General features: G+C 56.1%; 1 protein-coding gene. It reads left to right on the top strand.

Translation table 11 applies throughout. The annotated features are described in order from the left end of the window. Positions 1-330: molybdopterin-dependent oxidoreductase (locus tag SB659_RS19235; RefSeq protein WP_410551548.1), on the top strand; the 330-nt coding region annotated here is incomplete at both ends.

The following is a 330-nucleotide window of genomic DNA, read 5'->3' as shown; positions in this document are numbered from 1 at the left end:
GATGGAACGCGCAAACGGACAAATACGAGCCGGTCGAATGGGACGCCGCTTTCGCCGAGATCGGTAAAGAACTGCAGGCCCTTACGCCACATCAAGTTGATTTTTATACGTCGGGCCGCGCCTCGCTTGAGGCGGCCTACATGAATCAGCGCTTTGCAAGACTGTACGGCACCAACAACCTGCCCGACTGCTCGAACATGTGTCACGAAAGCACGTCGGTGGCTCTACCGGAAAGCATCGGTGCATCAGTGGGAACGGCCGTGCTTTCGGACTTTCAGAATACCGACTGTATCTTCTATATCGCCCAGAATGTCGGGACCTCTTCGCCCC

It is taken from the genome of Arthrobacter sp. SIMBA_036, from assembly GCF_046535135.1.
GTDB lineage: Bacteria > Actinomycetota > Actinomycetes > Actinomycetales > Micrococcaceae > Arthrobacter.
This window is presented reverse-complemented; position numbering and strand designations above follow the sequence as displayed.